General features: G+C 69.2%; 27 protein-coding genes. 15 read left to right on the top strand and 12 right to left on the bottom strand.

All coding sequences use genetic code 11. The features are described 5' to 3' along the window. Window positions 1-42: 42 nt before the first annotated feature. Window positions 43-1,182, bottom strand: a complete 1,140-nt coding sequence (locus CCN37_RS13930) for an acyl-CoA dehydrogenase family protein (protein WP_086821173.1) — start codon at window positions 1,180-1,182, stop codon at window positions 43-45. Between the two features lie 119 nt (window positions 1,183-1,301). Between CCN37_RS13930 and CCN37_RS13925 the strand changes: the two genes are divergently transcribed. Beyond that, window positions 1,302-1,853 carry a GtrA family protein gene (locus CCN37_RS13925; RefSeq protein WP_246843028.1) on the top strand — a complete coding sequence of 184 codons (552 nt, stop codon included), beginning with the start codon at window positions 1,302-1,304 and terminating at the stop codon, window positions 1,851-1,853. Window positions 1,854-1,878: 25 nt separating this feature from the next. Beyond that, window positions 1,879-2,439 carry a GtrA family protein gene (locus tag CCN37_RS13920; RefSeq protein ID WP_210408011.1) on the top strand — a complete coding sequence of 187 codons (561 nt, stop codon included), beginning with the start codon at window positions 1,879-1,881 and terminating at the stop codon, window positions 2,437-2,439. Between the two features lie 7 nt (window positions 2,440-2,446). On the opposite strand, the gene CCN37_RS13915 is transcribed toward CCN37_RS13920, so the two are convergent. The 5 genes from CCN37_RS13915 to CCN37_RS13895 form a co-directional block, all read right to left on the bottom strand. Then, window positions 2,447-3,721 carry an ATP-binding protein gene (locus CCN37_RS13915; protein WP_086821172.1) on the bottom strand — a complete coding sequence of 425 codons (1,275 nt, stop codon included), beginning with the start codon at window positions 3,719-3,721 and terminating at the stop codon, window positions 2,447-2,449. Window positions 3,722-3,732: 11 nt separating this feature from the next. After that, window positions 3,733-4,116: a nuclear transport factor 2 family protein gene (locus tag CCN37_RS13910; protein ID WP_086821171.1), complete on the bottom strand. Its 384-nt coding sequence runs from the start codon at window positions 4,114-4,116 to the stop codon at window positions 3,733-3,735. Between the two features lie 56 nt (window positions 4,117-4,172). Continuing rightward, complete coding sequence (locus tag CCN37_RS13905; RefSeq protein WP_086821170.1) at window positions 4,173-4,847, bottom strand: response regulator transcription factor; 675 nt, start codon at window positions 4,845-4,847, stop codon at window positions 4,173-4,175. A gap of 211 nt (window positions 4,848-5,058) precedes the next feature. Next, window positions 5,059-6,303, bottom strand: coding sequence for a hypothetical protein (locus tag CCN37_RS38990; RefSeq protein ID WP_143261599.1), 1,245 nt, complete (start codon window positions 6,301-6,303; stop codon window positions 5,059-5,061). Beyond that, window positions 6,303-6,488 (bottom strand): hypothetical protein, encoded by a 186-nt coding sequence (locus tag CCN37_RS13895; protein ID WP_086821168.1) that lies wholly within the window; start codon window positions 6,486-6,488, stop codon window positions 6,303-6,305. The genes CCN37_RS38990 and CCN37_RS13895 overlap by 1 nt, the downstream gene beginning before the upstream one ends. A gap of 1,013 nt (window positions 6,489-7,501) precedes the next feature. Between CCN37_RS13895 and hisN the strand changes: the two genes are divergently transcribed. Further along, window positions 7,502-8,287 (top strand): histidinol-phosphatase, encoded by a 786-nt coding sequence (hisN, locus tag CCN37_RS13890; RefSeq protein ID WP_086821167.1) that lies wholly within the window; start codon window positions 7,502-7,504, stop codon window positions 8,285-8,287. Between the two features lie 198 nt (window positions 8,288-8,485). After that, on the top strand, window positions 8,486-8,794 hold the full coding sequence (locus CCN37_RS38985) for a DUF6355 family natural product biosynthesis protein (RefSeq protein WP_143261597.1): 309 nt from the start codon (window positions 8,486-8,488) through the stop codon (window positions 8,792-8,794). A gap of 61 nt (window positions 8,795-8,855) precedes the next feature. On the opposite strand, the gene CCN37_RS13885 is transcribed toward CCN37_RS38985, so the two are convergent. Further along, a complete protein-coding gene (locus CCN37_RS13885; protein WP_246843027.1) occupies window positions 8,856-10,412 on the bottom strand; it encodes an acyl-CoA carboxylase subunit beta in 1,557 nt (518 codons plus the stop codon). Between the two features lie 244 nt (window positions 10,413-10,656). On the opposite strand from CCN37_RS13885, the gene CCN37_RS13880 reads away from it, so the two are divergent. Both CCN37_RS13880 and CCN37_RS13875 read left to right on the top strand, forming a co-directional pair. Beyond that, window positions 10,657-11,256 carry a hypothetical protein gene (locus tag CCN37_RS13880; protein ID WP_086821165.1) on the top strand — a complete coding sequence of 200 codons (600 nt, stop codon included), beginning with the start codon at window positions 10,657-10,659 and terminating at the stop codon, window positions 11,254-11,256. Beyond that, window positions 11,253-11,615, top strand: coding sequence for a hypothetical protein (locus tag CCN37_RS13875; RefSeq protein WP_086821164.1), 363 nt, complete (start codon window positions 11,253-11,255; stop codon window positions 11,613-11,615). The genes CCN37_RS13880 and CCN37_RS13875 overlap by 4 nt, the downstream gene beginning before the upstream one ends. Here CCN37_RS13875 and CCN37_RS13870 read toward each other — a convergent pair. The 4 genes from CCN37_RS13870 to CCN37_RS13855 are packed head-to-tail and all read right to left on the bottom strand — an operon-like array spanning window position 11,591 to window position 14,644. Continuing rightward, the gene (locus CCN37_RS13870) at window positions 11,591-12,286 is read right to left on the bottom strand and encodes an adenosylcobinamide amidohydrolase (protein WP_086821163.1); all 696 of its coding nucleotides are present in this window, start codon (window positions 12,284-12,286) and stop codon (window positions 11,591-11,593) included. The two genes, CCN37_RS13875 and CCN37_RS13870, sit on opposite strands and share 25 nt — an antisense overlap. Further along, window positions 12,283-13,218, bottom strand: coding sequence for a hydroxymethylglutaryl-CoA lyase (locus CCN37_RS13865; RefSeq protein WP_086821162.1), 936 nt, complete (start codon window positions 13,216-13,218; stop codon window positions 12,283-12,285). The genes CCN37_RS13870 and CCN37_RS13865 overlap by 4 nt, the downstream gene beginning before the upstream one ends. After that, window positions 13,219-13,734, bottom strand: a complete 516-nt coding sequence (locus CCN37_RS13860; RefSeq protein ID WP_210408010.1) for a PH domain-containing protein — start codon at window positions 13,732-13,734, stop codon at window positions 13,219-13,221. Window positions 13,735-13,783: 49 nt separating this feature from the next. Beyond that, entirely contained in the window at window positions 13,784-14,644 is an 861-nt protein-coding gene (locus CCN37_RS13855) for a biotin--[acetyl-CoA-carboxylase] ligase (protein ID WP_371504146.1), read from the bottom strand. 150 nt (window positions 14,645-14,794) lie between these two features. Between CCN37_RS13855 and CCN37_RS13850 the strand changes: the two genes are divergently transcribed. From CCN37_RS13850 to CCN37_RS13815, 9 genes are all read left to right on the top strand, one after another. Next, the gene (locus CCN37_RS13850) at window positions 14,795-15,841 is read left to right on the top strand and encodes a methyltransferase (protein ID WP_086821161.1); all 1,047 of its coding nucleotides are present in this window, start codon (window positions 14,795-14,797) and stop codon (window positions 15,839-15,841) included. A 46-nt stretch (window positions 15,842-15,887) separates the two neighbouring features. Then, the gene (locus CCN37_RS13845; protein ID WP_168200659.1) at window positions 15,888-16,211 is read left to right on the top strand and encodes a nucleotidyltransferase family protein; all 324 of its coding nucleotides are present in this window, start codon (window positions 15,888-15,890) and stop codon (window positions 16,209-16,211) included. Next, window positions 16,208-16,552 carry a DUF86 domain-containing protein gene (locus CCN37_RS13840; protein WP_086821159.1) on the top strand — a complete coding sequence of 115 codons (345 nt, stop codon included), beginning with the start codon at window positions 16,208-16,210 and terminating at the stop codon, window positions 16,550-16,552. Before CCN37_RS13845 ends, CCN37_RS13840 begins: the two co-directional genes overlap by 4 nt. A gap of 93 nt (window positions 16,553-16,645) precedes the next feature. Continuing rightward, a complete protein-coding gene (locus CCN37_RS13835) occupies window positions 16,646-18,286 on the top strand; it encodes an acyl-CoA carboxylase subunit beta (RefSeq protein ID WP_086821158.1) in 1,641 nt (546 codons plus the stop codon). Beyond that, on the top strand, window positions 18,283-18,498 hold the full coding sequence (locus tag CCN37_RS13830; protein WP_086821157.1) for an acyl-CoA carboxylase subunit epsilon: 216 nt from the start codon (window positions 18,283-18,285) through the stop codon (window positions 18,496-18,498). Before CCN37_RS13835 ends, CCN37_RS13830 begins: the two co-directional genes overlap by 4 nt. A gap of 91 nt (window positions 18,499-18,589) precedes the next feature. Next, complete coding sequence (locus CCN37_RS13825) at window positions 18,590-20,497, top strand: Xaa-Pro dipeptidyl-peptidase (protein WP_371504142.1); 1,908 nt, start codon at window positions 18,590-18,592, stop codon at window positions 20,495-20,497. A 92-nt stretch (window positions 20,498-20,589) separates the two neighbouring features. Then, window positions 20,590-21,222 carry a nucleoside triphosphate pyrophosphatase gene (locus CCN37_RS13820; RefSeq protein ID WP_086821155.1) on the top strand — a complete coding sequence of 211 codons (633 nt, stop codon included), beginning with the start codon at window positions 20,590-20,592 and terminating at the stop codon, window positions 21,220-21,222. Window positions 21,223-21,260: 38 nt separating this feature from the next. Then, a complete protein-coding gene (locus CCN37_RS42340; protein ID WP_371504170.1) occupies window positions 21,261-21,341 on the top strand; it encodes a putative leader peptide in 81 nt (26 codons plus the stop codon). Between the two features lie 51 nt (window positions 21,342-21,392). Further along, complete coding sequence (locus tag CCN37_RS13815) at window positions 21,393-22,664, top strand: dicarboxylate/amino acid:cation symporter (protein WP_210408009.1); 1,272 nt, start codon at window positions 21,393-21,395, stop codon at window positions 22,662-22,664. Between the two features lie 13 nt (window positions 22,665-22,677). On the opposite strand, the gene CCN37_RS13810 is transcribed toward CCN37_RS13815, so the two are convergent. Further along, window positions 22,678-23,385 carry a hypothetical protein gene (locus tag CCN37_RS13810; protein WP_086821154.1) on the bottom strand — a complete coding sequence of 236 codons (708 nt, stop codon included), beginning with the start codon at window positions 23,383-23,385 and terminating at the stop codon, window positions 22,678-22,680. Window positions 23,386-23,393: the final 8 nt, after the last annotated feature.

Raw genomic sequence — 23,393 nt, 5'->3', positions numbered from 1 at the left:
CCCAACACCCGATTCCGGTACGAAACGGGAAACAGCGATGGGTCAGCGGACGCCGAGCTCGCGGGCGATGACCATGCGCTGCACCTCGCTGGTGCCCTCGCCGATCTCCAGGATCTTGGCGTCGCGCCAGTGCCGGGCGACCGGGTACTCGTCCATGAACCCGTAGCCGCCGAAGATCTGCGTGGCGTCCCGGGCGTTGTCCACCGCGATGGTGGAGGCGTAGAGCTTGGCGATGGCGGCCTGCTTCTTGAACGGCTGCCCCGCCACCAGCCTCGCCGCGGCGTCGTACCAGGCCAGGCGCGCCACGTGGGTGCGCATCTCCATGTCGGCGATCTTGAACTGGATCGCCTGGTAGTGGCCGATGTTGTGGCCGAAGGCGGTGCGCTCGGCTGCGTAGCGCACGCACTCGTCGAGGCAGCCCTGGGCCAGGCCGACGCTGAGCGCGGCGATCGCCACCCGCCCTTCGTCCAAAGTGGACAGGAACTGGGCGAAACCCCTGCCGCGCGTGCCGAGCAGGTTCTCCTCGGGCACGCGCAGGTCGTCGAAGGACAGCTCGCGGGTGTCGGAGGCGCGCCAGCCGACCTTCTGGTACTTCGGCGCCACGGTCAGCCCTGGCGTCCCGGCGGGCACGATGATCGAGGAGATCTCGTCCTCCCCGGTGCGCGCGGCGACGGTGATCATCGAGGTGATGTCGGTGCCGGAGTTGGTGATGAAGCACTTCGAGCCGTTGAGCACCCACTCCCCGCCGTCCAGCCGCGCGGTGCTGCGCAGCGCGGCGGCGTCGGAGCCGCTGCCGGGCTCGGTGAGGCCGAAGGCGGCGAGCCTGCGCCCGGCGACGAGGTCGGGCAGCCAGCGCTGCTTCTGCTCGTCGGTGCCGTAGCGGTAGACGGGCATCGCGCCCAGCGACACCCCCGCCTCCAGCGTGATCGCGACCGAGGAGTCGGCGCGGGCCAGCTCCTCCAGCGCCAGGCAGAGCACGAAGTAGTCGCCGTCCATGCCCCCGTGCTCCTCAGGGAAGGGCAGGCCGAACAGGCCCATCTCCCCCATCTGGCGGACGACGTCGTACGGGAAGGTCCCAGCGGCGTCGCTGGCGTGCGCTTGTGGCGCCACCACGGTGCTGGCGAAATCCGCGACGGTCTTGCGGAAATCTTCCTGCTCGGCATCGAGCCGGTAGTCAGGCATGTGACACCCCTTGCTGAATAGTTGGCCCAAGTGTCACATCCGCGGCGCGTCCACGCCAGGTCCTCGTTCGCGCGGGGGGCGCGTCCGGACGGGTGAACGCCGATTCGTAGACTGCGCCGGTGGCCGCACTGGACGCTCTCTCGCTCCGCCTGCCCCAGCCGTACCGCGATCTGGTGATCAAGCACCAGGAACTGCTGCGGTTCGCCGTCGTCGGCTCCATCACCTTCGTGGTGAACACCGTGGTCTTCTACGGTCTCAAGTGGACGATCCTGGAGCCCAAGCCGGTCAGCGCACTCGCGGTCGCGGTGATCGTGGCCACGATCGTCGGCTACGTGCTCAACCGCGAGTGGTCCTTCCGCACCAGGGGCGGCCGCGAGCGCCACCACGAGGCCGCGCTGTACTTCCTGATCAGCGGCGTCGGCGTGCTGATCAACTCGGCCCCGCTCTACGCATCCCGCTACTGGCTGACGCTGGAGGAGCCGCACGTCAGCGCCCTCACCCAGGAGCTGGCCGACTTCGCGAGCGGCATGCTGCTGGGCACCGTGCTCGCCATGGTCTTCCGGTGGTGGGCGTTCCGGAAGTACGTCTTCCCGGACGAGGGCGCCAGGGTCGTGCGCGACGCGGAGAAACTGCTCAAAGCGGACGTCAGGGCCCGTTCGGCATCCGAGTGATATCCGCGTACGTAGACTCGCGCGGGTGTCCCTGATCCACACGGTCGTCGGCAAGTTCCCCAAGCCCGTGCGCGAGCTGATGCTCAAGCACCGCGAGCTGCTCAAGTTCGCGTTCGTGGGCGGGACGACGTTCGTCATCGACACGGCCATCTTCTACGGCCTGAAGCTGACGATCCTGCACGACCGCCCGGTCACCTCGAAGGTGATCGCGGTGCTGGTCGCGACGATCGTGTCCTACGTGCTCAACCGCGAGTGGTCCTTCCGGCAGCGCGGCGGCCGCGAGAAGCGGCACGAGGCGGCCCTGTACTTCCTGGTCAGCGGCATCGGCGTGGGCATCTACGCGTTCCCGCTGTTCTTCTCCCGCTACGTGCTGGACCTGCGCTTCCCCGACGTCTCGGTGACCTACCAGGAGCTGGGCGACTTCTTCATCGGCCAGATCGGCGGCGTGCTGGTCGGCATGGTGTTCCGCTGGTGGGCGTTCCGGAAGTTCGTCTTCCCCGAGGAGAACGCCCGCCCGCGCGCCAGGGCGGGTTCGGTCGCCCGCAACGGCGACGCCGACTCCGACGAGGAGTTCGGCCACTCCTGAGCTGGTGCTAACGCGGCGTCTCCGCTGGCCAGGGCAGGCCGAGCACGTCGTCCGCGCGCGGCACCGGCAGGAAGATCACGAACGTGGCGCGGCGCGTTGAGGACAGGTCCAGCCGCCCGCCGTCCGCCTCCACCAGCGCGCGGGCCAGTGCCAGGCCGACCCCCGTCGAGCCGGAGCCGGAGACCCCGCGCTCGAAGACGTGCGCGACCAGCTCGTCGGGCACGCCCGTCCCACCGTCGGTGACCTCCACGGTGACCATGCCGTCCCCGTGCTTCGCCGAGATCGTCACCGTGCCGTCGCCGTGCACGCGCGCGTTGTCCAGCAGCACGCCGACCGCCTCGCGCAGCCGCGACGGCGTCGCCCTGGCGAGCAGCCCGGAGGTGACCCTGATGCGCAGCGCCCTGCCTTCCTTGCGCAGCGGCTCCCGCCACTCCGCGGCGATCGCGGGCAGCTCCACGGCGAGGTCCACCGGCTCGGCGCCGACGGAGCGGGCCCGGTGCGCGGCGGCGAGCAGTTCCTCCAGCACGGTGACCAGGTGGTCGACCTGCTCCAGCGCGGCGGCGGCCTCGCTGGAGGTGGACTCCTCCGGGTGCATGGCGAGGGCCTCCAGCCGCAGCCGCATCGCGGTGAGGCGGCTGCGCAGCTGGTGCGAGACGTCGCCGATCAGCTCGCGCTCGCGCTGCATCAGCTCGGCCAACGCGGAGGCCGAGGTGTCCAGCGCCTCGGCGAGGCGGTCCAGCTCGGGAACCTCGTACCGGCGGCGGTCGGGCCGGAAGTCACCCGCGCCGAGCCGGGCCGCGCGGTTGGCGACGTGCCGCAACGGGTCGGCGAGGCGGCGTGCGGTGACCGTCGCGACCGCCGTCCCGATGCCCATCGACAGCACGACCAGCAGCATCACCAGCCCGGCCATCTCCAGCTGGTCGCGGCGCAGGTTGGCGTCGGGGATGGTGAGCAGGACCTCCCCCTGGCGCACGATCGGCTGCCGCTCGGTGAGCGTGTCGTCCTCGACGAGATCGGGGCCGAGCCGCCGGTCCGCCTCCCCCGGCATCCGCACGACCAGCTCCCCGCCGGGTGGTACCAGCTGGACCTCGTTGAGGTCGATCTTGGCGCCCCTGGCGAGCTGCTCGTCCAGGATCGTGGCGATCTGCCTGGCCCTGGTGGAGAGCTCCTTGCGGGTGATGTCCTCGACGACCTGGAGGGCGCTGTAGCCGAGCGGGATGCCCAGCGCGAACCCCGTGACCAGGACGGCGAGCAGGATGGCACGGAGGATGCGGCGGCGCATGCGCCTGTTTATCAGGCCAGGCCGGCGGCCCGCCGCAGAGCCGTCTCGTCGTAGCGGACCAGGTTCTCGACCACGAGCCCGTCGCGCACGACCACCCGGTCCATGCCCTGGAACTCGAACGGCCCGTCCACCCCGGTGCCGCGCGCCACGTAGTGCAGGAAGATCGCATCGCCGGTGGCCGCGTGCGACAGCAGCTCCAGGCGCAGCGTCGGGACCTCGGTGAGCAGCCGGGCGATCCGCGCCAGGTAGTCGGGCAGCCCGCGCACCGGCTCGGGGTCGCCCGGCCAGTACCCGACGATGTCGTCGGAGAGCACGCTGTCCCCGCTCGGCGCGGCGAACGGGTCCTTCCAGAAGTCGGCCCAGAAATCGACGGTGAAGTTCCTCTTGTCAGCCATGCGATGAGCTTCGTTCACCGCGTGCCGCACAGCAATTACCTCACAGGTAAGGGGATTCAGTCGGCGTTGAAGCGGAACCCGACCCCGCGCACGGTCGCGATGCGCCGCTCGGTCATACCGGCGTGAGCGTCGCCGATCTTCCTGCGCAGCCACGAGATGTGCATGTCCAGCGTCTTGCTCCCGCGCAGCTCCGGGTCGTTCCAGACCTCTTCGAGGATGTCGTCGCGGCTGACCACCTGCCCCGCGCGCTCCATCAGCACGCGAAGCAGCTCGAACTCCTTGTTGGCCAACTGCACCTCGCGGCCGTCGACCTGCACGCGACGCGCGGCGAAGTCGATGCGCACACCGTTGGCCTCCAGGCTGCTGTGCGCGCGACGGCGCAGCAGCGCGCGGATGCGGGCCATCAGCTCCGCCAGCCGGAACGGTTTGGCCACGTAGTCGTCGGCGCCGGCGTCGAGGCCGACCACGAAGTCCACCTCGTCCACGCGCGCGGTGAGCATCAGCACGGGTATGCCCCGCCCGGCCGCGCGCAGGCGGCGGCAGACCTCCAGCCCGTCCAGCCCCGGCAGCCCCAGGTCGAGCACCAGCAGGTCCACGCCGCCGTTGACCGCGGCGGCCAGTGCGGCCGGGCCCTCGGAGACGACCTGGACGGAATAGCCCTCCCGGCTGAGCGCGCGGGAGAGGGGTTCAGCGATGGCCGGATCGTCCTCGGCCAGCAGCACGACGCTCACGGTGCCAGCCTAGGTGTATTGACCTATGAGGTTAGAAGTGCGGCTTGCGGATGGTCGGCCCGATCCGGCGACGATGAGGTGTCGCGCCATTGCCCTTGCGCAGACACCCAATCAGCAGTGGACGCAGCCGAGGATTCCGGCGCGACCCGGCGCCCTGGAGCTGTCCCTCAAGCCTGTGCTCGAGGGACAGCTCCGGTGGGCAGGTTGCTGGTCAGGTGGCCTCGTCACCCTCACGCCGGGGAAGACGCGCGAGTCGTTTCGCCCATTCTCGGCCAGCGTCCGGGGCCGGTTGCGGTGCTGGCTGGACCGGGGGTATCGGCCGCGTGCGCGGTGATCTTGGGGTCATGATCAGCTGCGGAGACTGCCGGGTCTCCCGTCTCCTGAAAGGTCGGTTGACGATCAACATGAAGCCGAGCCCAAACATCGAGGCGATCGCCAGCGCGATCACGCTGGAGACCAGCGCCCGGTTCATCTGAAGCTGCTGGAGGTGAATCTCGCTAAACAGATACATCCCGGCAGCCACGCTGAGCCCGACCGTCAGCAGAGCGAAGACCACGATGATTGCGATAATCGCCCCCGGCTCCCAGCGCTCTGTCTGGAACCTCTGCTCGTCCTCGTGCGTTCGCGCACAGACCTGGGAATGCGGGGCTATGGGCACGGCGGGGGTCGTGGCCACGGGGAGTTCAGGCGCAGCGTGTTGCTGTGCGCGACATCGCGTCCACAAGGTCATGATCCGCTGGACCTGCGTACTCGTCAGGCCGCAGGCGACGGCAAAGGCTTGAACATGTTCGTGCTTGACGGGCAGGTTCTGCCGGTCGGGCTTGACCATGTCGTAGCAGGAGCTACGCGGGATACCTGAGGCCTTGGCAAGCTGTCCAGGAGTGCGTCCAGAACGCTCTTGAAGCAGTCGCAGCAGTTTGTTGAATTCCGGCGCCGCCCGCGCATCAAGTTCTGCCAACAGGGTCGGCACAGCTGCCGTGTGCGAGCGTGGCGGTACGTTTGGGGTTTCGGGCATGTTCAGGCGCACGGCGGTGCGACGACCGGCTCCCTGGCGCGGCTTCGATAGGTCCTTCGGTGCACTGCCCGCGAAGTCCAGAGGCATGACCAGTTCGGGGTCGATGCCCTCATGGCCGATCCGGAACGCGACGTTCGCCTGTGCCCGCGCCTGCCGCCCCAGGCGAAGCGACCTAAGTAGCTTTAGTACGGCGTCGGCTGTCGGCGGAACCCAGTCCTGGATATAAGCCAACTCCTCCGTGCGCGACAGGCCTGCGCGCCGGGCCAGCCTGTCGGGCCGGAGCCCTTGCTGAGTCGCGATTCGCTTGATGAATGCGCAGAGATCGTGGCGAGCTTGCATCGCCGGGTCGACCAGCGAGACGGTGCGCAGCGGTACGCCGAGGTTGTACGCCCGATTTGGGGTTTCCGCGGAGGCCATCGGGATGACTTGTGTCTTGCTCATCACCGCTCCGCCGAGGACACGGAGTCCTGCACCACGCGCCAGACGGCGCGGCGCAGTTTGAGAGCACCGGTGGATAGGGCCAGCACCGTCACGACCAGCACCACGGCGGTGCTGACCGCCTCAACCGGGGTATGCCCGCGGTGAAGCATCCAGCCCGCGAACAGCATGGTTAGCGCGAGGATCACTGTCGGGACCCATGCGCTGGACCAGTGCTCCCACGCGTGTGACGGTCGAGTCTTGTTCATCCTGGTCACAGTCATTGAACCTCATGTCGTACGTCGAACGCGGTGTCGCGGGACCACCTCGAGGATCGCCCCGCGACACCACCTGATGGCACGGCCTGCTCGACGGGGTGAACCGTCGACTACAGCCACCGCCAGTTGGCGAACCAGCGGGTTGTGGAAATTTGACGATTTCCACTCGGCGGACACGGGTGACGCGTTCGCCGTGGCGACATTTTCCCCATCAGGGCGGTATTGGTCTAGTCGGTGCAGATGCCCCATGTCCGGATGCATCCGAATGTGTCCAAAGACGTCCAGAAAATTGCAGTTCGGGCCCTGAATCAGGTTCCTCTAGCGCGGAATGACGACGACAGCGGGAAGGAAACCCCTGTTCGTGGGCGTCCGAAGGTGTCCGAATGGTTTGCTCGCCGCGCAAAGGACGATACAGTAGCTGCGCGTGACAATCGGCTAGTGACCGGGGTCACGTAAACGCTGAGTACGTTCGTTGGCACGGCCGAACTCAGGGAGATCGGGCTCTGTTGACGCGGATCTCGATCACTGGCTCGGGACGGTACTGCCCGGTCCGAGCCAGAACCGACTTCCTCGACAGCTCCATCTTGGAACGGTTGGGGGAGGAGCTGATGGACCTGGTCGTTCTGACCAGGTCCATCAGCGTTTGCGCGCGAGCTGCGAGCCGCCAACGCCATGCCGGGACTGCGTGCTGACGCTCAAGCAAGAAAGCGATCAACTCGGCAAGTTGCTGCTTCGCGTTCCGGCGCAGGAGGTCTGTTGCTTCGCGTAAGGATTTCCTCCGCCCCCGAACTGGGCCAATTGCTCGATCGGCGACCACGGCGGCTGGACAGGTCTGACTGTCGCAATCCACACCGGCCCTGGAGGCACTCCGCTGCCCCAAGATCATCTGGCGATGTGTCCCTACGTTCACAACCACCTGAGACAGAACACCTAGGCTCATCCGCGTGGACCTCACGGCTGATCTCGATCTTGCGCTCCGCCTCGCCGACGCCGCCGACGCCATCACCTCGCGGCGCTTCCTCGCCAGGGACCTCAAGGTCGACCGCAAACCCGACCGCACCCCCGTCACCGACGCCGACCTGGCCGTCGAGGACGCCGTCCGCGAACTGCTCGCCGACGCCCGGCCCGGGGACGCGGTCGCGGGCGAGGAGCGCGGCGGCACGGCGGGGGCGGGCCGCGCGTGGGTGCTCGACCCCATCGACGGCACGAAGAACTTCCTGCGCGGAGTACCCGCTTGGGCGACGCTGATCGCCCTGGTCGTCGACGGCACCCCGGAGCTGGGCGTGGTGAGCGCCCCTGCTCTCGGCCGCCGGTGGTGGGCGGCGCGGGGCACGGGCGCGTGGACGACCGATCCCGACGGGTCCGAACGCCGGATCTCGGTGTCCGGGGTCGACGATATGGCCGACGCCTACCTGTCGACCACGCACCTCGGCTCCTGGGTGGAGTTCCACTCGCGCGAGGCCTACCTGCGTCTGGCCGACGCGTGCTGGGAGACCCGCGCGTTCGGCGACTTCTGGCAGCACTGCCTGGTCGCGGAGGGCGCGCTCGACCTGGCCGCCGAAGCGATCGTGAACCCGTGGGACGTCGCCTCGGTCCAGGTCCTGGTCGAGGAGGCCGGCGGGCGGTTCAGCGCGCTGGACGGCTCCGCCGACTACACCGCGGGGAGCGTGCTGACCTCGAACGCGCGCCTGCACGACCGCGCACTGGAGCTGCTGTCCCGGGCGGAGTGAAAAGAATTCGACTAAAACTCACTCGTGTCACTTTTTGCAGCGACACGTGAACCGCGTCACAACATCTCAACACGTGCGCATCCAGGCGAAGCATCGACTTTCCGGCAGACCTCAAGAAAAGACAAAGTCTTGCCGCCCCACTTCGTCACTCCTACATTTCCCGCCACGCCACGAATCACCGGGACATGAGGGGCGAACATGAAGAAGCGTATTTCGGCGGCGTTGGCCGCCGTTGCAACCCTTGCAACGCTCGGCACGGCCAACACGGCTTCAGCCAGTGCGAACGAGACGCAGCGCGGAGATTTCCCCTGTGGCTACTACTCCGACTGGGCAGGTTTCGCCTTCTACGGGCACTGCGGTTCTGGATGGGTCCAAATCAGGGTCGAGAAACTGATCCTGCCGAACGAGGTTCATTGCGTCGGCCCTGGCACCACAAGAATCGGATACGTCCCGCAGACGCGGTACGCCGTGTACCTCGGGAAGAGCTGCAAGAAGCCCGGGTCCTGAGTCCGATGCGAGCGGTCGCGGCGCCCGCCGCCACTCCGGTGGCGGCGGGCGGTGACACGGCTCAGACGGGGGTGACCCCGTGGCGGCGACGGGAGAAGTGGCGGTCCTTGCTGGCCGCGGCCCGGTAACGCCGGATCAGCTCCGCGCGCAGGTCCTCGGGCTGGGTGATGGTGTCGATCACCAGCTCGCTCGCCAGCCGCAGGATGTCGATGTCCTGCTCGTACTCGGCGCGCTTGGCCTGGACGAAGGCCGCGCGCTCCGCCTCGTCCTCGATGGCCGCGATCTTGTTGGCGTAGACCGCGTTCACCGCGGCCTCCGCGCCCATCACCGCGATCTTGGCGGTGGGCAGCGCGATCGTGGCGTCCGGCTCGAAGCCCGGCCCGGCCATCGCGTACAGACCGGCGCCGTAGGCCTTGCGCACCACCACGCACATCTTCGGCACGGTGGCCTCGGAGACGGCAGTGATCATCTTCGCGCCGTGCCGGATGATGCCCTGCTTCTCCACGGCGGTGCCGACCATGAAGCCCGGCACGTCGGAGAGGAACAGCAGCGGCACGTTGAAGGCGTCGCAGAGCTGGATGAACCGGCTGGCCTTGTCCGCGGAGTCGACGAAGAGCACGCCGCCCTTGAACATCGAGTTGTTCGCGACGATCCCGACGACGCGGCCGTCGAGCCTGCCGAAGCCGACCGTCAGCTCCTTCGCCCACAGCGCGTGGATCTCGAAGAACGAACCGTCGTCCAGCAGCGCCTTGACGTAGCGGCGCATGTCGAATGCCTGCCGCTCGCTCTCCGGGACGAGCTTGCGCAGGTCGCCCTTGCCCGGTCCCTCGGGCTCGGCCACCGGCGGCTCGCCCTGCCAGTTCGACGGCAGGTAGGACAGGTAGGAGCGCACCGTCCCCAGCGCCTCGTCCTCGGTCTTGGCCAGGAAGTGCCCGACGCCCGAGGTGGTGCAGTGCACGGCGGCGCCGCCCATCTCCTCCAGGGTGGTCTTCTCACCGGTGACCATCTCGACCATCCGGTCCGAGCCCAGGTACATCGAGGCGTTGCCCTCGACCATGATCACCACGTCGCAGAACGCGGGGATGTAGGCGCCGCCCGCCGCGCTCGGCCCGAACAGCGCGCAGACCTGCGGGATCGAGCCCGATGCGCGGACCTGGTTGTGGAAGATCTTGCCGGCGCCGCGGCGGCCCGGGAACAGGTCCACCTGGTCGGTGATCCGCGCTCCGGCCGAGTCCACCAGGTAGACCATGGGCACGCTGGTGGAGTACGCGACCTCGATGATCCGGATGATCTTCTCGACGGTGCGCGCGCCCCACGACCCCGCCTTGACCGTGGAGTCGTTGGCCATCAGGCAGACCGGCCGCCCGTCGATGGTCGCCGTCCCGGTGATCACGCCGTCCGCCGGGAGCCCGTCGGCCAGCGCGTTCGCGTACAGCCCGTCCTCGACGAAGCTGCCCTTGTCGACCAGGCGCTCGACCCGCTCGCGCGCGAAGAGCTTGCCCTTGGCGGCGTTGGCCTTGTGGTACTTCTCCGCCCCACCCGCGGCAACGCGGTCGTGCACCTCGGCGAGGTGGTCGACGGGAAGATCGGCCCCAGCGTCATTGATGGTCTGGCTCACATCCCGCAGATTAACGGCCTCGCTCAGACCACGGCGTATGACGCCCCTCACCATCCAGCGCGAGAAGGTGTAACACCACGTGCGTTTGCCTGCACGGTGCGCCGTACGCGCGGGCAACCGACGCTCGCTGCCTGCCGATGAACACCGGAGACGCACGTTCTCCGGGAGGCTGACCGCGTCTCAGGGGGAGATCGGCGACCGCGTCCGAGCAGCGGCCGCTGTCGTCCAGGCAGCTCGCTGACGCGTGCTCGACGCGTGCGAGCACGCCGCTGACGCGCGCGACGGCTTGGCGGTCGCGATGGGCGGCAGCAACCACGCGGAGGTGGTCGGCGAGCTGTCCGGCATCACGACCGCGATCGGCGCTGCCGCTGAGTTCGCCGGGACGCTCAGCGCGGCGCTGCACGACTTCGCCGACCGGATGGGGAGCGCGGCGCCCACACCCACGGTCATGCCCGCGGTCACGACGACGGCCGTGCCGCCGGGTCGCTGGAAGGGCAAGACCGCGAAGGAACACGTGCTCAACGGCGGCGAGGACATCGGCCGTGCGCCGAAGGGGAGAAAGCGGATGCCGATCCGGCTCGTGGACTCGGTGGAGGAGCTGTACGCCGGGTTCGCCGCGCTCAAGGTGGGAGCTGTGTCGCGGTCCGCCACTCAGTACGGCGGCGACTTCTACGAGTTCCCGGACGGGACCACGATCGCGTTCCGCACGCACAGCCGCAGTGGCGGGGAGAATGACCCGACGATGGACCTCGCGGTCCCGGGCGAGCAGACCACGACGTACAAGGCCAGGAAGACATTGCTCAAGATCCATCTGGACCACGAGGGACAGGACGGCCGATCGTGAACTACGACGACCTCAAGGAGTACGTCGCCGCGTCGTTCGAGTACGACTGGATGACTCTGCTCGACATCGTCGGGTACTTCCGGGAGAACGCCGAGGACGGCATCGACATCAACGATCTGCTCGTGCGGGCCGCCGCCGCTGCCGCGCAGTTGGTCCGCGACGGCGCGATGATCCCCGGCGGCATGCGGGACGGATTCCAGCCGTGGACCAGCACGCCGGAGGAGTCGGCCGCGCGGATCGAGGCCGAAGCCGCTGACATGGCCGCGCGAAACCATCGGCTCAACATCGGTGAGATCGCGTGGTTCACCGCGCCCGAGGACTTCCCCGAGCTGGTTCAGGGGCCGGTCCAGGGCTCGTAGCGCGGGAACTTCACGCGCAGGCCCTCCGCGATCGACGCGTGGACGGCGCGCGCCATCGCGGAGCCGATCCGCGAGCGCGGGCCGCCGTACTGCTCCGCGACGCCGTCGGTGGGGCACAGCAGCACGACCGCGTCGGTGACGGTTCCGGTGCCGGGAACATCGGCTTCGCGCAGCGCTTGGGCTTTGGCCTCCGCGACTGTGGCGACGGCGTTCACCAACGCCGCCTCGGACATCCGGGCGGGAAGCCAGCACACGACGTTGATGGTCCCCGGCGAAACGTCCACCGAAGACCCGCTCGCGGGGTCGAGCATTGACCCAGCGGAGGATTTCGCAGCGGCCCACGTGGGGTGCAGGCCGATGCCGGTGGTCACGGAAGCGACGACGCCGCTGTCGGAGTTCGTGACGGCGAGGCGGACGTCGACGGCGGTCAGCAAACCCGTGCCAGCGCCGGAAAGTCCTGACGCCGCAGCGAGTTCGGCGACGTGCGCGCCCGGGTCGGGGCGGTCGTAGTTCGTTCCGACGGTCGCGTTGACGACCCAGGAACGCTCACCGACACCTCCGCCGTGCACGCCGGAGGAGATCGCCAACCACGGACGATCGCCCTGCCACGTCAGCACCGGGTAGGACTCCACCCAGTGCAGCACCGGGAGCGGCGCGACCCACGGGTTCATCCCGTGAGCGCCTGGACCACCCGCGACGGGCTCGGGCGGCCGAGCTGCTGCGCCATCCACGCGCTGGTCCTGGCGAGCGCGTCGAGGTCGACGCCGTGCTCCACGCCCATGCCGTCCAGCGCCCACACCAGGTCCTCGGTGGCGAGGTTGCCGGTCGCCGACTCCGCGTAGGGGCAGCCGCCGAGCCCGCCGGCCGAGGAGTCCACTGTGGACACTCCGCAGCGCAGCGCGGTCAGCGTGTTGGCCAGCGCCTGGCCGTAGGTGTCGTGGAAGTGCACGGCGAGCCGGTCGATCTCGTCGAAGCCCGCGATCACGTCCTCGACCAGCCCGGGCGTCGCGACGCCGATGGTGTCGCCGAGGGAGATCTGCCAGCAGCCCATGTTCAGCAGCCGCTCGCCGACCCGGTGCACCTGCTCCGGCTCGACGTCGCCCTCCCACTGGTCGCCGAAGCACATCGAGATGTAGCCGCGCACGCGCAGTCCCTCGGCCAGCGCCCTGGTGACGACCGGCTCGAACATCTCGAACTGCTCGTCGAGGGTGCGGTTGAGATTGCGCTTGGCGAAGCTCTCGGTGGCGCTGGCGAAGATCGCGATGTGCCCGACACCCGAGTCGAGCGCGCGCTCAAGACCGCGCTCGTTGGGCACCAGCACCGGATAGTCGACGCCGGGGCGGCGGTCGAGGCCCGCGAGCAGCTCCTCGGCGTCGGCCAGCTGCGGCACCCACTTGGGGTGCACGAAACTGGTCGCCTCCAAGGTGGTCAGCCCGGCGTCGGCCAGGCGCCCCAGGAACTCCAGCTTGGTCGCGACCGGGACGATCGACTTCTCGTTCTGCAGCCCGTCTCGCGCGCCGACCTCCCAGATCGTCACGCGCTGCGGGTAGTAGGACTCCAGCGGAACGGACCTGGTCGGCAGGCCGACCTCACGCGCGCCCACTCAGCGGCCCTGCTTGCGCACGTAGTCGTCGTTCGGATCGTCGTTGGTCTCGCGGTAGAGCATCGTGCGGACGTACTCGACCCTGGGGATGTCGTCGAACTCCAGCGGCTCGTCGGATGCGGACTCGACGATCAGGGTGCCGCAGCCCAGCAGCCGGTCGGTCAGCCCGCGCACCGAGCGCACGCTGTTGATGCGCGACATCGGGATGTCGATCCCGGTCCGCTTCAGGACGCCCTCCTGGACCATCAGCCGGTGCGTGGTCACGACGAAGTGCGTGGTGCGCCAGCGCACGAACGGGGCGAGCACCAGCCAGATGAGCAGGATGCCGCCGACGACCGCGATCGCGATCTGGCCGATCATCGCCCACTCCGTCTGCTGCACGAGCGTGGCGAGGTAGATGCCCCCGCCGACGACGACGAGCAGGACGAACACCGGGAAGATCAGCATCTTCCAGTGCGGGTGCTTGTGCACCACGACCTGCTCGTCATCGGAAAGCAGATCGTCCGGGTAGGCCACGGGCTCCTCCTGGGGTGTGCGACGGCCACACGGTACCGGCCCGGGTGGCTCACTCGGGATGGGTGCCCGGGCGCAAATGGATGACGTCACCGGCGGAGATCGGTTGCGTCGAGCCGTCGGCCGCGCGCACGACCAGCCTGCCGTCGTCGTCGACGTCCTCGGCGACGCCGTGCAGGAAGCGGGTGCCGCCACCGCTGCCCGGCAGCTCGACGCGAACGCGCTGGCCCAGCGTGCCGCAGACCTGCCGGTACTCCTCGACCAGCCCGCTGCGCACCGGGTCACCGCCGTGCTCGCGCCAGCGCCGCTCCGCGATGTCCAGCTCCCGCAACAACTCCACGAGGATGCGATCGCGTTCCAGGCACTCCGCGCCCTGCAGGGCCAGCGAGGTCGGCGGGAGCCCGCCGGGGCCGACCGGAAGTTCATCCGCGCGTTGGTGGACGTTCACCCCGATGCCGAGCACCACCGCCGGTCCGCTTGCCCCGGTGACCGCCTCCGCCAGCACGCCGCAGCACTTCGCCCGATCGGGGCCGACCAGGAGGTCGTTGGGCCACTTCAGCACCGCGTCGACCCCGCAGAGGCCGCTGACCACGCGCTGGACCACGACTCCGCCGAGCACCATCAACCAGCCGAACCGGGCCACCGGCACCTCGGCCGGGCGCAGCAGCACGGACACGTGGATGCCCGCGCGCGCCGGTGAGAGCCATGACCGGGTGTTGCGGCCGCGTCCCGCCGTCTGCTCCTCGGCGATGAGCACGGTGCGGTCCGGCGCGCCCTCCCGCGCCGCCGCGGCGAGGTCGGTGTTGGTCGATCCGGTCCGCTCCAGCACCTCCAGCGAGGTGTACGGACCGTTCGGCGCCAGCAGCTCGGCGCGCAACGCGTCCGAGGGAAGGGCAGCGAGATCGGCTATCACACCTGGTCACGGTAGTCGCCGTGGTAGAGCGCCCGCGCCGGGGCCGATCGGTCCACTGTGGACACCCGTTCGGGTCAACCTTCGGCGAGCGGGTTTAACCGCCGTGGGAGACATTCTCCGGCGAGGCCCTCGCTGAGGAGAGGAATCCCGATGAGCGTCGACCAGATCGCGGGCTTGGGCGTGGACGCCGACCGCGCGTACGTCGTGGGCATGCTGTTCGCCTTCTGCCCGGCCCAGGTCGTGCACACCGTCGCCAGGCTCGGCGTCGCCGACGCGCTCGCTGACGGCGCTCGCACCACCTCGCAGCTCGCCACCGAACTCGACCTGCACGAACCATCGCTGAAGCGGCTGCTGCGCGGCGCCACCCAGGTCGGGCTCGTCAAGGAGACCGAGCCGGACGTCTACACGCTGACCGGCGCCGGGGAGGTGCTGCGCGAGGGCGTGACCGGCTCCGTGCGCAACCTCGCGCTCACCTTCGGCGGGGAGCCGACCTGGAAGTCGTGGGGCCGCATGGCCGACAGCGTGCGGACCGGGCGCTCCGGCATCGAGCTGGAGCACGGCCGCACCGCCTTCGAGTGGCTGGCCGAGAACCCCGAGGCTGAGGCCCACTTCAACGGCGCCATGGCCGAGACCACCTCGACGCAGAACCCCGCGATCGTCGCCGAGTGCGACCTCAGCGGCACGCGCACGCTCGTCGACGTCGGCGGCGGCAACGGCACCCTCATCGCGAGCCTGCTCGCCGCGAACCCGCACGTCAGCGGCACCCTCTACGACCTGCCCATGGGCTTGGCGGAGGCCGCGCCCGTGCTCGCCCCCGTCGCCGACCGCTGCCGCGCACTGCCCGGCGACTTCTTCGAGTCCGTTCCGGCTGGCCACGACACCTACGTGCTCAAGAGCGTCCTGCACGACTGGGACGACGCCAACGCCGCGCGCATCCTGCGCAGCTGCGCCAGGGCCATGCGCCCCGACAGCGAGCTGTTGATCATCGAGCAGGTCATGCCCTCCGGCACCACCGACTTCGCCGACGAGCCGTTCGTGGTGATGAGCGACCTCAACATGATGGTGTGCACCACCGGCAAGGAGCGCACCCGCGAGGAGTTCGCCGCGCTGCTCGCCGGTGCCGGGCTGCGCATCTCCTCGGTCGCCCGCTGCGCCTTCCCCATCTCGATGAGCGTGCTTCGAGCCGTGCCCGCCTGAGCGAGCTTCTGGGATGATGGGCGGTGCACGGCGGGAAGGAGGAGCCATGGACCCCGATGTCGACGTCACCGATGCCCCGCACCGCCGCGTCACCCTCGAAGAGGTCCGCGCCCACCGCGACGAGATCTACGAGATCGCCGCTCAGTTCGGCGTCAGCAACATCCGCGTCTTCGGCTCGGTCGCCAGGGGCGAGGCCGATGACGACAGCGACTTGGACCTGCTCGTGGAAATCGACGGCGGCTACTTCGCACTCACCGGCTTTGCCCTGGGAGTTGAAGAACTGCTCGGCGTGTTCACCCAGGTCGCCACTCCGAACGGGATCAAGGAGCGCATGCGCGAGCGCATCCTCAATGAGGCGGTGGCGGTGTGAAGCGCGACTCCGACGAACGCCTGCGGGACATCCTGGACGCAGCCGACGCGATCGCGCGCAACCTCCCGGGCTCACACGCGGCCTTGGAGCGCGACGAGGTTCGACAGGCCGCGCTGCTCAGGTGGATCGGTGTCATCGGCGAAGCCGCGAATCACGTGTCGACGGATGTTCATGCCGCCTATCCGGCTGTGCCGTGGCGAAGCATCGTCGGCATGCGAAACCGGACGGTGCACGCCTACTTCGAGGTTGATCTTGACGTCCTGTGGAAGGTCGCCAGCGAGGAACTTCCGCGCGTGCGGACGCAGATCGAGGCGATCCTGCGCGAGCGGCCTCAGCACTGAATCGCTCCAGATCGCGGTGATCGAAAGCTGATGGAGTGACGTGGGATACGCATCGGTAACCACCTCTGGCATCGGTGGATACGCTCACCGGTCATGAGCAGCGCCACCGAACCGATCGGCGTGGCACCGAGCGCGGAGCCGGACACGCACACCACCGCCGGCAAGCTCGCCGATCTGTACCGCCGCAACGACGAGGCCGTGCACGCCGGGTCCGCCCGCGCGGTGGAGAAGCAGCACGCCAAGGGCAAGATGACGGCCCGCGAGCGGATCGAGAAGCTTCTCGACCCCGGGTCCTTCGTCGAGCTGGACGAGCTGGCGCGGCACCGCTCGATCAACTTCGGCCAGGAGCGCAACCGGCCCTACGGCGACGGCGTCGTCACCGGCTACGGCACGGTGGACGGGCGCCCGGTGTGCGTGTTCAGCCAGGACGTGACGATCTTCGGCGGCTCGCTCGGCGAGGTGTACGGCGAGAAGATCGTCAAGGTGATGGACCTGGCGCTCAAGACCGGCAGGCCGATCGTGGGCATCAACGAAGGCGGTGGCGCGCGCATCCAGGAGGGCGTGGTCTCCCTCGGCCTCTACGGCGAGATCTTCCGCCGCAACACCCAGGCCTCCGGCGTGATCCCGCAGATCTCGCTGATCATGGGGCCGTGCGCGGGCGGGCACGTGTACTCCCCCGCGCTGACCGACTTCACCGTGATGGTCGACAAGACCTCGCACATGTTCATCACCGGCCCCGACGTGATCAAGACCGTCACCGGTGAGGACGTCGGCTTCGAGGACCTGGGCGGCGCGCGGACGCACAACACCAAGTCCGGCAACGCGCACTACATGGGCGCCGACGAGGACGACGCGATCGGCTACGTCAAGGCGCTGCTGAGCTACCTGCCGTCGAACAACCTCGCCGAGCCGCCGGTCTACGACGTGCCCGGCCTGACGGAGACCTCGATCGCGGAGGCGCTGACCGACGACGACCGGGAGCTGGACACGCTCATCCCGGACTCGGCGAACCAGCCCTACGACATGCACGAGGTCATCACCCGCGTGCTCGACGACGGCGAGTTCCTCGAGGTGCAGCCGTTGTTCGCGCCGAACATCCTGATCGGCTTCGGCCGCGTGGACGGGCAGAGCGTCGGTGTCGTGGCCAACCAGCCGACCCAGTTCGCGGGCTGTCTGGACATCGACGCCAGCGAGAAGGCCGCGCGCTTCGTGCGCACTTGCGACGCCTTCAACATCCCGGTGCTGACCTTCGTGGACGTGCCGGGCTTCCTCCCCGGCACCGACCAGGAGTGGAACGGCATCATCCGGCGCGGCGCGAAGCTGATCTACGCCTACGCCGAGGCCACGGTCCCGCTGGTCACGGTGATCACCCGCAAGGCCTACGGCGGCGCCTACGACGTGATGGGCTCCAAGCACCTCGGCGCGGACGTGAACCTCGCGTGGCCGACGGCGCAGATCGCGGTGATGGGCGCTTCTGGTGCGGCGAACATCGTGCACCGCAAGACGCTCGCGCATGCGGCGGAGCGCGGCGAGGACGTGGACGCCTTGCGCGCCAAGCTCCAGCAGGAGTACGAGGACACCCTGTGCAACCCGTACGTGGCCGCTGAGCGCGGGTACGTGGACTCGGTGATCCCGCCGTCCTACACGCGCGGATACGTCGCTCGCGCGCTGAACCTGTTGAAGGAGAAGCGCGAAACGCTTCCGCCCAAGAAGCACGGGAACATCCCGCTGTGACCGCCGGAGAACCGCTGCTGCGCGTGGTCCGGGGCGAGCCGACTGACGAGGAGCTGGCCGCCCTCGCGGCGGTCATCACCGCGGTGGCGAGCCAGTCCGCGCCCGAAACCGCGCCGAAACCGCGCTCGTTGTGGGCGGAACGGGGGTCGGTGCTGCGGCGCCCGCACCACCCCGGCCCCGGCGCGTGGCGGGCTTCAGGGCACCGTTTTTGAGCCGTCAGCGAGCTGTGAATAGCTGACGACGATCGGCCCCTGCCGCGTCACACTACGCATGAATAGCGTTGTGCCCGTTCATCATGCGGAGGTGCCTGTGCTCAACCGGATCGGCGTAGTGGTCGGACTGCTCGCCGTCATAGCCTCGACATTGGCGTCGCCTGCGACGGCGCGCCCCGTCGTCGGCGACGCGGCGCTCAGCCAACCCTTGCACGCACTCGCGGACGCGGTGCGCGAGACGGTGTGGGTGGACATCGGCCTGGACGGGGATCGGGACGGCGTACGCGACCGCGTCGCCGCGGACATCGTGCGCCCGCAGACCGCGACCAAGGTCCCGGTGATCATGGACGCGAGCCCGTACTACTCCTGTTGCGGGCGCGGCAACGAGTCCGAGCTCAAGACCTACGACCCCAGCGGCCGCCCCGTCGGCTTCCCGCTGTTCTACGACAACTACTTCGTGCCGCGCGGGTACTCGGTCGTGCTCGTTGACGTCGCCGGTACCAACAGGTCCGAGGGCTGCGTCGACGTCGGCGGCAAGTCGGACGTCACGTCGGCCAAGGCGGTCGTTGACTGGCTCAACGGCCGAGGAACGGGCTACGACAGCAAAACCGGTGGCAAGGCCGTCTCAGCGACGTGGTCGACGGGCGCGGTCGGCATGATCGGCAAGTCCTACGACGGCACGATCGCCAACGGCGTCGCGGCCACGGGCGTCGACGGTCTGCGGACCATCGTGCCGATCGGTGCGATCAGCTCCTGGTACGACTACTACCGCGGCGACGGCGTGCCTCTGCGGCGCGGCGGCCCCTCCGGGCTCGCGCGCACCGTGGAGAGCGGTGGGCGCCCCGACTGCGGGCACGCGAAGACCGCGCTGGACCAGGGCACCAAGGCCAACGGCGACTACACCCCGATGTGGGCCGAGCGCGACCACGTCAAGGACGCGAGCAAGGTGAGGGCGAGCGTCTTCGTCGTGCACGGACTCGGCGACATGAACGTCATGACCCTCCACTTCGGACAGTGGTGGGACGCGCTGGCGAAGGCCGGGGTGAAGCGCAAGATCTGGCTCAGCCAGACCGGGCACGTCGACCCCTTCGACTTCCGCAGGGCGGAGTGGGTGCGCACGCTGCACCGCTGGTTCGACCACACGCTCCTGGGCGCTGCCAACGGGATCGACACCGAGCCGATGGCCGATGTCGAGCGCGCACCGGACACCTGGAGCACCGACAAGGTCTGGCCGCCCACGAGCAAGCTCACCGCGGTTCGGCCGCAGTCCGGAACCACGGCGGGGCTCGGCAAGCTGGCCACAACCCCTGCCGCTGAAGGGAAAACCGAGCAGCTGACCGACAACGGCCGGACCGACGAGTACTCGTGGGCTTTGCAGCCCAACGCTTCCTCGCCTTCGCGCGTGCTGTTCACCACCGGCGCGCTGAGCAAGGAAGTGCGGCTCTCCGGCACCGGCTCGATCACCGTCACGGCCAGCTCTTCGACGCCGACCGCGCACCTGACCGCAGCGCTGGTCCACTACGGCCCCAACACGATCCGCGACTACCGGGGCACCGAAGAGGGCATCAGGACGCTCAGCACCGAGTCGTGCTGGGGCGAGAACCGCGACGGCGACAACGCTTGCTACAAGGACACCGAGACCGCGACGAAGCAGGTCGACCACGAGGTCCTCGCGCGGGGCTGGGCCGACCTCAGCAACCACTCCTCGCTCAGCAGCAGTGCGCCGTTGCAGCCGGGGAAGCGCTACACGATGACGTTCCGGCTCTCCGCGCTGGACCACGTGATCCCGGCGGGCCACCAGCTCGCGGTGATCATCGGCGGCACCGACAGCTCCTACATCACGGCTCCGGCGCAATTGCCCAAGATCACCGTCGACCTCAGCCGGACCGCCTTCAACCTCCCGCTCGTCGGCGGACTGCCCTCGGCGAACGAGAGCGCGAAGCTCGAAGCCCGATCCGGCCTGCCCGCCCCGACCGCGCTGCCCAACGGGGAGCGCTGAGCAGGTTCGTAGCGGTTGAAGACCGCTGGAGCGGGGCACGGCACGGCGGAGCGAGGCGGGGTGTGCGGACGGGGCGACTACGCTCGCGGGTCGTGCGATTCGTGCTTGCCTCAGCCTCTCCCGCCCGCCGTGCCGTTCTCGGCGCCGCCGGGATCGACCCGATCGTCCGCGTCTCCGGAGTGGACGAGGACGCCGTCACCGCGGCACTCGGCGACGCCACCCCGACCGACCTGGTGGTGGCGCTCGCCGAAGCCAAGGCGGACGCCGTCCTCGGCGCCGTCGCGGCGGAGTTCCCGGACAGCGTGGTCGTCGCCTGCGACTCGATGCTGCTGATGGACTTCGGCGACGGCCCGAAGGTGGTCGGCAAGCCGGGCTCCGTCGAGGTGGCGCGCGAGCGCTGGAAGCACATGGCGGGCGGCTCCGGCGACCTGCTGACCGGGCACGCGGTCGCGCTGTTCCGCGACGGCGAGCTGGTGGCGCGCGCCAAGGGCTCGGCGTCCACGACGGTCCGCTTCGCCGACATCACCGACGACGAGCTGGAGGCCTACCTGGCCACGCAGGAGCCGCTGGCGGTCGCGGGCGGCTTCACCCTGGACGGGCTCGGCGGCTGGTTCGTGGAGGGCGTGGACGGCGACCCGTCCAGCGTCATCGGCATCAGCCTTCCCCTCACCCGGAAGCTCCTTGCGCAGGTCGGAGTGGGTGTGGTCACACTTTGGCGGGACTAGGAAGCGCCGGGCGTCACTGATGGTTGGTTGAGGGCGCGATGAAGATTCCTCGGCTTCTCCTCACCAGGCGCCTGCACGTCGATCTGCGACGGCAGGCGAGTTCGCTCTGTCCGGGCTGACCCGCCCCGACACCCGAACCCACTCCCCTTGAGAAGCCGAGGAACCCCGCCGTGCTCAAGAAAATCCCCTTCTGGGTCCAGATCGTCGCCGGGCTCGTGCTCGGCATCGCGCTGGGCGTGCTCGCCAGGGTCGGTGAGCTGCCCTGGCTCGGCACCGCGCTGAGCACGATCGGCGGCACCTTCGTGCAGCTGCTCATGCTCGCCGTGGTGCCGCTGGTGTTCACCGCGATCGTGGTGAGCATCGCCAACCTCCGCTCCATCAGCGGCGGTCCGGGCACGGTCGCCAGGCTCACCGGCAAGACCCTGCTGTGGTTCGGCATCACCTCGCTGATCGCGGTGCTCGTCGGCATCGCGACCGGGCTGATCACCAACCCCGGCCAGGGCGTCGGCCTGACCCCGGACCCCAGCTACAAGCCGAAGTCGCAGGGCAGCTGGCTGGACTTCCTCAAGGGGATCATCCCCAGCAACCCGGTGGACGCGTTCACCTCCAACGGCAAGGTCCTGCAGATCGTCTTCCTGGCCGTGGTGATCGGCATCGCCGCGTACAAGGTCGGCGAGAAGGCCGAGCCGTTCGTGGCGTTCAACCGCTCGCTGCTGGAGGTCGTGCAGAAGGCGCTGTGGTGGGTCATCCGGCTCGCCCCGATCGGCACGCTCGGCCTGATCGGCAAGGCCGCGTCGCAGTACGGCTTCGACGTGCTCCGCCCGCTCGCCACGTTCACCATCGCCGTCTACGTCGCGTGCGCCGTGGTGCTCTTCGTGGTCTACCCGGTGCTGCTGCGCACGGTCGGCAAGGTCAGCCCGGCGAAGTTCTTCGCCAACGCCTGGCCCGCGATCCAGCTGGCGTTCGTGTCGCGCTCCTCGATCGGCACGCTCCCGCTGACGCAGCGCACCACGATCGACAACCTCGGCGTGCCCAAGGAGTACGCGAGCTTCGCGGTGCCCTTCGGCGCGAGCACGAAGATGGACGGCTGCGCGGCGGTCTACCCGGCCATCGCGGCGATCTTCGTCTCGCAGGTGTTCGGCGTTCCGCTGTCGCTGTGGGACTACGTGCTGATCGCGTTCGTGTCCGTGGTCGGCTCGGCCGCGACCGCGGGGCTCACCGGCGCGACGGTGATGCTCACGCTGACCCTGTCCACCGTGGGTCTGCCGCTGGCCGGTGTCGGCCTGCTGCTCGCGATCGACCCGATCCTGGACATGATGCGCACCGCGACGAACGTGGCGGGCCAGATGGTCGTCCCGGTCCTGGTGGCGCGCAGCGAGGGCACGTTGGACGACGAGGTCTACAACGCCAAGCGCTCCGACAAGGCGCTCATCCCCGCCTGACCGGTCGTTCCCCTCAGCACTTGCGCAGCGCGGACTTCGCGGGCGCGAGCGCTGAGGGGTAACCGGGCAGCCGGTCGATCTTGGTGACCGGCGCCGTGCAGCCCATCTGCTCGGTCTCGGTCGACCAGACTTCGAGGAAGTACGAGTCGCAGTAGCTCGCCCCGCTGCCGCACGAGCTCTGCGCGGTCACCAGCTCGGCGACGCCGTTGCCGTCCACGTCGTGCAGGTTCATCAGGCCCGCCGTGGCCACGTAGGCCGACTGCGCCCGCTCCCACGCCTCAGGACCGCGCACGAACAGCTCGCCGGTGACGGTGTCCCCCGCCTCGCCGGAGACCAGGCAGACCGCGAGACGGCCCAGCACGCAGCTCAGCGACTGCGGGGTCAACCGCGCCGCGTACTGGCCGATGGTGACCTCGAAGATGCTGTGCGTGTTGTCCCTGCCGACGCGGATGCGCCCGTTGCCGCCGTTCTTGTCGGTCAGCAGCTCCACCTGGTCGCCCTCGACGCGCTGCGTGGCGAGCACCTTGCACGGGCCGGTGTTGCAGTAGAGCTGGCCCTGGGGCGCGGGCGCCGTGGTCGACGTGGGCGGGGCGCCGGACGGAGTGCCACCGTCGAGGGCGTTGGGGAGGGAGGCGACGGTGACGAGGGCGGCGACAGTGACCACCGCGCTGGCCCACATGGTCACGACGACCGACTTCGGCGCGGACGACACCTCTCGCACACCCCCTT

Source organism: Allokutzneria sp. NRRL B-24872 (genome assembly GCF_002155965.1).
Classification (GTDB): Bacteria; Actinomycetota; Actinomycetes; order Mycobacteriales; family Pseudonocardiaceae; genus Allokutzneria.
Note: the sequence above shows the minus strand (reverse complement) of the source record. Positions and strands in the feature narration are given on the sequence as shown.